This is a genomic window from Pseudomonas aegrilactucae, assembly GCF_019168305.1.
Classification (GTDB): domain Bacteria; phylum Pseudomonadota; class Gammaproteobacteria; order Pseudomonadales; family Pseudomonadaceae; genus Aquipseudomonas; species Aquipseudomonas aegrilactucae.
In genome coordinates this window covers 1-7,660 of the sequence record NZ_JAHTBI010000162.1, presented here as the reverse complement: position 1 = coordinate 7,660, position 7,660 = coordinate 1, and the positions used below count along the sequence as shown (strand labels likewise).

The 7,660-nt window shown below is 64.4% G+C and carries 9 protein-coding genes; 5 read left to right on the top strand and 4 right to left on the bottom strand.

The genetic code is table 11. The annotated features are described in order from the left end of the window. Positions 1-153: 153 nt before the first annotated feature. The 3 genes from KUO17_RS26255 to KUO17_RS26245 form a co-directional block, all read right to left on the bottom strand. Positions 154-1,173 (bottom strand): Ldh family oxidoreductase, encoded by a 1,020-nt coding sequence (locus KUO17_RS26255; RefSeq protein ID WP_217978459.1) that lies wholly within the window; start codon positions 1,171-1,173, stop codon positions 154-156. Positions 1,174-1,404: 231 nt separating this feature from the next. Next, on the bottom strand, positions 1,405-3,240 hold the full coding sequence (locus KUO17_RS26250; RefSeq protein ID WP_217978458.1) for a flavin monoamine oxidase family protein: 1,836 nt from the start codon (positions 3,238-3,240) through the stop codon (positions 1,405-1,407). Positions 3,241-3,382: 142 nt separating this feature from the next. Next, positions 3,383-3,688: an NIPSNAP family protein gene (locus tag KUO17_RS26245; protein WP_217978457.1), complete on the bottom strand. Its 306-nt coding sequence runs from the start codon at positions 3,686-3,688 to the stop codon at positions 3,383-3,385. A 178-nt stretch (positions 3,689-3,866) separates the two neighbouring features. Between KUO17_RS26245 and KUO17_RS26240 the strand changes: the two genes are divergently transcribed. Together KUO17_RS26240 and KUO17_RS27420 are read left to right on the top strand one after the other, a co-directional pair. Continuing rightward, positions 3,867-4,253, top strand: a complete 387-nt coding sequence (locus tag KUO17_RS26240) for a hypothetical protein (RefSeq protein WP_217978456.1) — start codon at positions 3,867-3,869, stop codon at positions 4,251-4,253. A gap of 228 nt (positions 4,254-4,481) precedes the next feature. Further along, on the top strand, positions 4,482-4,652 hold the full coding sequence (locus KUO17_RS27420) for a hypothetical protein (RefSeq protein WP_425274902.1): 171 nt from the start codon (positions 4,482-4,484) through the stop codon (positions 4,650-4,652). Positions 4,653-4,700: 48 nt separating this feature from the next. On the opposite strand, the gene KUO17_RS26230 is transcribed toward KUO17_RS27420, so the two are convergent. Then, complete coding sequence (locus tag KUO17_RS26230; RefSeq protein ID WP_217978455.1) at positions 4,701-5,675, bottom strand: hypothetical protein; 975 nt, start codon at positions 5,673-5,675, stop codon at positions 4,701-4,703. A 156-nt stretch (positions 5,676-5,831) separates the two neighbouring features. Here KUO17_RS26230 and KUO17_RS26225 point away from each other — a divergent pair, with 156 nt between their 5' ends. From KUO17_RS26225 to KUO17_RS26215, 3 genes are all read left to right on the top strand, one after another. After that, a complete protein-coding gene (locus tag KUO17_RS26225) occupies positions 5,832-6,362 on the top strand; it encodes a sigma-70 family RNA polymerase sigma factor (RefSeq protein ID WP_217978454.1) in 531 nt (176 codons plus the stop codon). Next, entirely contained in the window at positions 6,359-7,303 is a 945-nt protein-coding gene (locus KUO17_RS26220; RefSeq protein ID WP_217978453.1) for a FecR family protein, read from the top strand. The genes KUO17_RS26225 and KUO17_RS26220 overlap by 4 nt, the downstream gene beginning before the upstream one ends. A 60-nt stretch (positions 7,304-7,363) precedes the next feature. Further along, positions 7,364-7,660 (top strand): STN domain-containing protein (locus KUO17_RS26215; protein WP_217978452.1); only part of this gene is annotated, 297 nt, incomplete at its 3' end.

The following is a 7,660-nucleotide window of genomic DNA, read 5'->3' as shown; positions in this document are numbered from 1 at the left end:
CGCGGCGCTTCGCTGGCAAGGCGAGTCGTCGCACCGCAGCTCCCACATTTGTTGCAACGCGCCATGGCTGATAGATCACCGTTGCCAGCCTTTGGTAGGTCGGCAGCAGATTTCAATCGAGCCAACAAGTGCCAGCCCCTTGGTGACCCGACCTCAGCTCTGACTGGAAACCAACAACGCCTTCAAATCGTTGTATAACGCCTCCGGTATCTGCACGCCTTCCTCCAGGCTGCGCGCCCGCGCATCAAACCGCCGCTGCGATGGCAACCGCGCACCCTGCCCCTGTATCCCCTCGAATACCGCCTCCGCCCGCGCCAGGTGCGCCTCGGCGCCCAACCCCAGAAACCGCTGCGGGTCGAGCGCTATGATCAACTCGCCATGGTACGGCGACGACTTGCTGCCCGCGTCATACGCCAGCGACTCGGCACTGGTCAGGTCACCAATCAACGGCCCGGCAATCAACTCCACCATCGCCGCCAACGCCGACCCCTTGTGCCCGCCAAACGTCAGCATCGCACCACGGTCCAGCACCTCGTTGGGGTCCGTGCTGGGCTGACCATCGGCATCCACGCCCCAGCCGTCGGGGATGGACTTGCCCGCGCGTCGATGCAACTCGATATCGCCGCGCGCAATCGCACTGGTGGCAAAGTCGAACACGAACGGCGGCTGCCCCACCCGCGGCCAGCCAAACGCTATCGGGTTGGTGCCGAACACCGGCTGGCTGCCCCCCGCCGGTGCCACCCAGGCATGGCTGGGGTTGCACGCCAAGGCCACCAGGCCTGCCTCGGTAAGCTGCTCGATCTCCACCCACAACGCCGAAAAGTGCACGCAATGGTTGATCGCCAGCGCAGCAATGCCATTGCTGCGCGCCTTGGCTTCGAGCACCGGCAAACCGGCCTGGAAGGCCAGCTGCGAGAACCCGCCGCGCGCATCCACACGCACGATCGACGGCGCCTGGTCAATCACCTGCGGCTCGGCCGCCGCCGCCACCTTGCCGGCCTTGAGCGAGTTCACGCAGCCAATCACGCGGTACAGGCCGTGCGACGCACAGCCATCGCGCTCGCCAGCGACCACCGTGGCCGTGACTGCCGCGGCATGCGCCGGGCTGAAACCGTTGTGCAGCAAAATGGACTCGGCCAGCTCATGGGCTTGGTTAAGGGTCAGTCGGATCATGATCAACTCCTTGGACAGACCGTCCATCGTGCCCCACGTCAGCGTGCCAAGGCTTGATCGATTTGCACCGTGGGAATGACGAACTCGGCACAGTGAAAAACACGGCGGCGACGAACGGGACGACAGCTGTTCAGTTTGTAATCAAACTGACGCAGGCCTTGTGCTACGTAGCCTGTAGCGCGTTATCCACAGAGCTACCCACGTTTTTTGTGGATAGCTTTGCGCGCCTGGCTATGTCAGTTCGATGGGTTTGAGCTCGCTCCAGGCATCCACCGGTCCCGGGTTGAGCGCGCCGCTGGCACCGCCCAGGCACACCGCGATCTTGTTCACGGCGTTGATCGCGCTGGTCACCGCCCCCTCCGCCCAGCCGCCCGTCCAGGACACATCGTCACCGGCCAGCACGAAGCCGCAGGGGGTTGCACCCGGTACGTCCACCCCATCCATGAACTGGGAAAAAAGCCTGCGCTGGTACTCGTATTGCCCCGGCAGGTTCATCTTGAACGCGCCCAGGTAATGCGGCTGGTCCTCCCAGTTGAGCTCGACGAAGGTATTGCTCGCGCTGTACTGCTGGCTGAAGTTCACGTTCGGGTAGATGCCCTGCAGCAAGGTGGTGCACAACGCGGCATGCTGCGGCGAAGCCTGATCGCCCAGAAACTTCAGGGCGTCATCGTTCCAGGTGTATGACAGGAAGATGCCACTGCCTCGGTACGCGCCAGTGCTGGCAGAGTAGTCGACCAGGTAGGTGCCACGGGTGAGGCTGTCGGACAGCGTCACACTCATCGGGCGCTCCTGACCCTCGCCTGGCCGGTCATTCCAGAACGGTGTTCGGGTGGCGGCAAAGATCTTCGCCGACTGCATGTAGTGGGTGTACTTGACCGCCTCCCAGGTCGCCTTGGGCAGCAGCGTGTCCATGCGCTGCAGTTGCTGCTGTGTGCCGGCGGCGCGCAGCTTGTCGAGCACACGCACATGCGGGGTGTACACCACCTGCCCGACCGTGTACCACACCTGCACGTCGCGCTTGAGGTCATGCATCAGTACCGAGAATTCACCACTGGGCAACGGGCTGACATGCCGCACCTCCAGGCCGAAGGGGTCGGCGAACACCTCACGGGTCATCGACTCCACGCTCCTGTCACCTTGGCCATTGTCGCAGGCATCCCCCAGCGAGGTCGGGGAGCGTGACCACAGCGCCTTGGGTAGCGCATCGGCGCCCTGATGCATCAGTTGGTGGCTGGCGTCGAGCCCGGTGTACAGCACCCGCAGCACTTCGAGAATGCTGTTCGGATAGTCGGTGTTCCAGCCGCCCGTGCCAAAGCCGATCTGACCGAACAGGTTGATCTGCGCCTTGCTCCAGCCCGATTCCTGCAACAGCGCCTGGTAGAAGCTGGCGTCGTCCCAGCTGCTGCCATTGTCCCGCTTGACGATGGCATTCCACAGCCGCTTGATGGCCGGCTGGTCGATACTGCCTTCGGTCATGGCCTGTTCGATTTCCTCGAAATGAAACGGCGCACCGCCCAGGAAATCACCAAAGAACTGGTCCTCCAGTTCGACGTACTCGGGCGGGATCGGGAACTGGCTGCTGTTGTGCTCGTAGTACTTGATACTGCCCTGGTAGTCGATGACGGTACTGACCGCGGCTGCCGTACCCGGGTTGGGAAAGTCGGTGGCCTGTGCGCTCATGCCGACCTTGTCGAAGTAGTGGAACAGTGCCTTGCCGGACACCGGGAAACGCATGGCGCCCAGCTCGCAGATGACCTCGGTGCCCGGGTCGCCCATCACCTTGGAATACAGCCGCCCGCCGATGCGCTCGGAGGCCTCCACGACAATCGGGTGCAAGCCCATGCGCAGCACTTCATAGGCCGCCACCAGCCCCGCTACCCCGGCGCCGACGATCAGCACCTTTTCGCCCCAGCGCGAAGACGGCACGCGACACAACGGCGTGCCCGCCGCGCGCGCCGCTGTCAGGTAGTTGCCATAGTGGAAGGGAAAGTCCGGCACCAGTGCGGTGACGTCCTTGTTGGCAAAAAAGGGCGTCTTGCGGGGGCTGCGCGAGGGAATGGCAGACATGGGAAGCTCCTTGAAAAGTCGGGTATTCCATTGGCGTCACACCGACTGCCAGCAGTGTGACTCCCCCTAATCAAAGACCACATCCCCCCATTGCACCAGCCTGCGTGCAGGGTTTAGGACGAGTAACCGCGCCCGCAGTGGCTCAGCCGAGCACAGGGCGAAAGAAGCTGCGCTCGTAGCTGATGATGCACCGCGTGTCTTCGGCATACTTGAACGCAGCAATGCATTGGGCATCGGTTCTGGACTGCTCGCGGTACTGTTCATAGGCCGCAAGGCTTGGGAACGAGAACATCGCCAGGGCAATGTTGCTGGCGCCTTCCGATGGCAGGAAGTAGCCGTGGTGCTGGCCGCCGAATTTCTCCACCAGGGGCATCCACATCCGCCCGTAGGTTTCGAACTCTTGCAGCTTGTAGGCGTCGACGACATAGCGCAGGTAGCAGGTAATCATTGCATCACTCCATGAAAAGGACCGGCGCGAGAGTAGGCGCCAGCGCTGATGAGCGTCAATACGCCTCGCCCGCACACCAGCATTTGCAACGCGCTGCGATTACCGGTATCACGTCGCCTTCGATACAGCCACCACCGGACACGCGACAACCATGGATAGCCTTGCAAGACACAGAGTGATGATGACCCTCGGCGCGCTGGTCGGCCTGGTGCCGATAACGCTGCTGTTCCTGTGGGGGATATGGCTGGTGTTCTTCGGCCTCTACCGGGCGCTGCTGACCTCGGAAATGATCATGATGGCGCTGCTGGTCGTGGTGGTGTCGACCTTCTGTCTCGGCTGTGGCTGGTATGTCTATGCACAGGCCATGCGCGAACGACCGCAACTGCGCCGCCACCCTGTCCTGCTGCTCGGGCTGGTGATCGGTGTGCTGTGGGGCATCGGCTGGGCGTTTATCTGGGGCCCTGAACTCAGATGGAGCCACCTGGCGTTCCTGCTGCCGGGTGTGAGCACAGGGGTGATGTACCGCGTCACGTGGAAACGAGAACGGCAACTGCTTGCCCGTTGACGGCGCCCAACAGACCAGCCGGGGTCCACTCCACGCCCCGCCTGTGCGAAAATAGCGCCTTTGTTATCAACATGTTGGAGAACCCAGGTTTGGTTACACACTATTCGGCGAACTGCACCGGCGCAGCCTGCGGGCGCAACAGCCAGACCCTCAACAGCACCCCGGCGGCGGATCAGGTGTCGTGCAAGTCCTGCCTGCGCTCCCTTGCCACCCCCCCAGGATTCGGTCGTGGCAGCCAAGGCCAAGACCCCTTCCCTGGCTGAACTGCGCAAACAGCGCCAGGCACAGGCCAAGGCCCAGCCCGCGTTCAGCGTCAAGGCCAGTTGGCAGGCACGCCTGAGCGAGCAGTCGGAGCGTTGCCGCCTGCCACGCGGCGTGCGCAAACAAGTGTCCGTCTAAGGCCACTCGGCAGGTGCACGCTCGCGCTGAGCGTGCCCCGCCCCCTCCTCAATACAGCTCGGAGTCCAGCGCCAGCAGCTCGTCGGAGGCAAACGCGGCCTTGAGGTGCTCCATGGTGTCGCTGGTACGGTCCTCGGCCTTGCAACTGAGCCAGGCGATCGACGCCGACAGCAGCACCAGCAGGCGCTTGGCCTGGGTGGTCAGGGCAATCGCCGGCTGGTGCACCATCAGTATCTGCTGGCCGGCCGCGCGGCCCGGGTCCTGCTCGAGCATGCGCATGATGCGCAGCGCCACGGTGCCGCCCAGGTCGCGCTTGAGCTCCATGTCCGAACCGCTCATGGCCTGCCAGTAGGCCTCTTCCTTGCCGTCCTCGATGAACAGGTCGACCCAGCCGCGGTAGTCATCGTCCTGGGCAATGCTGAAGGCCATTCGAAGCCACTGCATTTTCAGCGCCTCCTGGTCTTCGGTGGGGGTGTGCAGTGCCTGGCTGAACGCCAGCGTCTCCTTCATCAGCGAAGTGTGCTGCGGCCCAAGCTGGTTGCTCGCCTCGATCAGGGCCTCGCTGCACTCGCGGTACTCCTTGATCAGCGCAGCGCCTTCGCGCAGGTTGTACAGCACCGGGAAGATGCGGTACTTGGCGGCGTGCACTTCCTTGATGAACAGGCGGGTCTGTTCGATCAGGTCGGCGATGCTGCGCTGGGTCTCATCGAAGCGGTTGCTGTCGATCAAAACTTCACGCGAGCGCTCGGCAGGTGCCTCCTGCTCCAGCAGACGGTGCGACAGCCGCCCGATGTTGAGGATCTTCTGGGTCGGCGCAATGATCTGGTGGGTGTACTGGCGCGACAGGGTTTCCAGCTCTTCCTGCAACTGCTGGATAGAGATGGTACGCACCTGCTCGTGCAGCTTCATCACCGCTTCGGTCTTGTTCTGACGGCGCTGGTTGTACATGAAGGTAACCGCCGAACCGACGATCGCCACACTGGTTGCGATATCGACACCGATGGACAAAGCCGAAATTTCCATGCGCCACTCCTTTGATAATGGATGGGCTTTATAACGGGTTGGATAGCAGAAAGCCACTGGCCGCACGGGCCAGGCAGAGAACGATGGCACAGGCGTGTTGCAATAGGCTCGGGCAATCGGCATCATTTGATAACAATTGTCATTAGCTTTTGAACCATGCCGCCACCCGCCCTCGACGTCTCGCGCCTGCGCGCCCGCAATCATGTGCTGCACCAGCTGTTCGGCGACCACCATGGCTGGCTGCTGGGGCGCCTGCGCGCGCGGTTGGGTTGCAGCGAAGATGCCGCCGACATGGCGGCGGAAACCTTCGCCCAGGTCGTGGCCGCACCCGACCCGCACGCCATCCGCGAGCCACGGGCGCTGCTGACGACCATCGCCAAGCGGCTGGTGTTCGCCAGCTGGCGTCGCCGCGACCTGGAGCGCGCCTACCTCGAGGCGCTGGCGCAACAGCCCTGTGCGCACGAGCCCTCTGCCCAGGAGCAGGCCCAGGCGCTGCAAGCGCTGAGTGCCCTGGACAGCCTGCTCCAGGGCCTCTCGCCGATCGGCCGCAGCGCTTTTCTGTACAGCCAGCTGGAGGGCCTGACCTACGCCGAAATCGGCCAGCGCCTGGGTATCTCCGCGCCCCGCGTACACCAGTACGTGGTCAAGGCATTGGGCCTGTGCTACCTGGCGCTGGAACCCGCATGAGTGCCGCGCGCCTGCCAACAGCCGTGGCCGAGGCGATCGAATGGCTGGCCTTGCAGCGCTCGGGCACGATGGGCACGGCCGACCAGCAGCGCTTCGAGCACTGGCTGCACGCCAGCCCCGACAATGGCCTGGCCTGGCAACGCCTGGAGCAACGCGTGAGCCAGGCGTTCAGCAGCGCACCAGGCCTCACGCGGGATGTGCTCAGCGGTGCCGGCAACAGCCGTCGATACCTGTTGCGCGGCGCGCTGAGCGTCACCGGGCTGGGCCTGGGCGCCTGGTGGTTGCACGGCCAGGGGTTGTTGCCACTGGGCGCCTCGGACCTGCAGACCGGGATCGCGCAACGCCAGCCCTTTACCCTCGCGGACGGCAGCCGGGTACTGCTCAATGCCCGCAGCCGGGTCGACCTGGCCTTCGATACGCAGCAACGCACGCTGATCCTGCGCGAGGGTGCGCTGAGCATCGAGGTGGCCGCCGATGCCACCCGGCCGCTGGTAGTGCGTACCGCGTTCGGCGAGGCGCGCGCGCTGGGCACGCGCTTCAGTGTGGCGCTGGATGAACGCGGCGCACAGGTGTGGGTGCAGTCCTCGCGGGTGCAGGCCTCGGTACCCGGTGCCACTGCACTGGAGCTGCGTGCCGGCCAGGGTGCCTGGCTGGACGGCCGCCAGGTGCACCCGCTGGACCCGCGCCAGGCCCGCGCCGGCGCCTGGGAGGACGGCCTGCTGGAAGTGCATGACCGTGCCCTAGGTGAAGTGGTGCAGGCCTTGCGCCCCTACCGCCGCGGGTGGCTGCGCATCACTGAGGATGCAGCGGCATTGCGGGTATCGGGGGTGTTCGCGCTGGATGACAGCGAGCAAACGTTGCGCACCTTGCAGGAAGTGCTGCCGATTCGCGTCGAGCATCGCCTGGGTTGGTGGACGCAATTGAGCCTGCGTGAAAAATAAATCTGACGGCCCCTTAATAAATACGGCGCTCGCATCACATAACTGGCATCGACCCGCATCATGAAGACCGCCGCCATGCCTTTGTACCGCCCTTTGCGCCTGACCTTTTCCCCGCTGGCCCTGGCCTTGAGCCTCTGCGCGCTGGACAGCGTGGCCGAACCTGCAACCACCCCCGGCGCCCGCCAACAACTGATCGATTTCGACCTGCCCGCCGGTCCGCTGGATGCCACCCTGACCGCGATCGCCCGCCATAGCGGGCGTGGCATCGCCTTCAGCGCCGGGTTGACCCGCGGCCTTGCGGCGCCTGCGCTGCGCGGCCGCTACAGCGCCGAACAGGCGGTGCAGCAGGCGCTGCAG

Bases quoted from the DNA above. Each gene is read 5' to 3' on its own strand.
- KUO17_RS26255 (WP_217978459.1), bottom strand. From the start codon at position 1,173: ATGATCCGACTGACCCTTAACCAAGCCCATGAGCTGGCCGAGTCCATT.
- KUO17_RS26250 (WP_217978458.1), bottom strand. From the start codon at position 3,240: ATGTCTGCCATTCCCTCGCGCAGCCCCCGCAAGACGCCCTTTTTTGCC.
- KUO17_RS26245 (WP_217978457.1), bottom strand. From the start codon at position 3,688: ATGATTACCTGCTACCTGCGCTATGTCGTCGACGCCTACAAGCTGCAA.
- KUO17_RS26240 (WP_217978456.1), top strand. From the start codon at position 3,867: ATGATGACCCTCGGCGCGCTGGTCGGCCTGGTGCCGATAACGCTGCTG.
- KUO17_RS26230 (WP_217978455.1), bottom strand. From the start codon at position 5,675: ATGGAAATTTCGGCTTTGTCCATCGGTGTCGATATCGCAACCAGTGTG.
- KUO17_RS26225 (WP_217978454.1), top strand. From the start codon at position 5,832: ATGCCGCCACCCGCCCTCGACGTCTCGCGCCTGCGCGCCCGCAATCAT.
- KUO17_RS26220 (WP_217978453.1), top strand. From the start codon at position 6,359: ATGAGTGCCGCGCGCCTGCCAACAGCCGTGGCCGAGGCGATCGAATGG.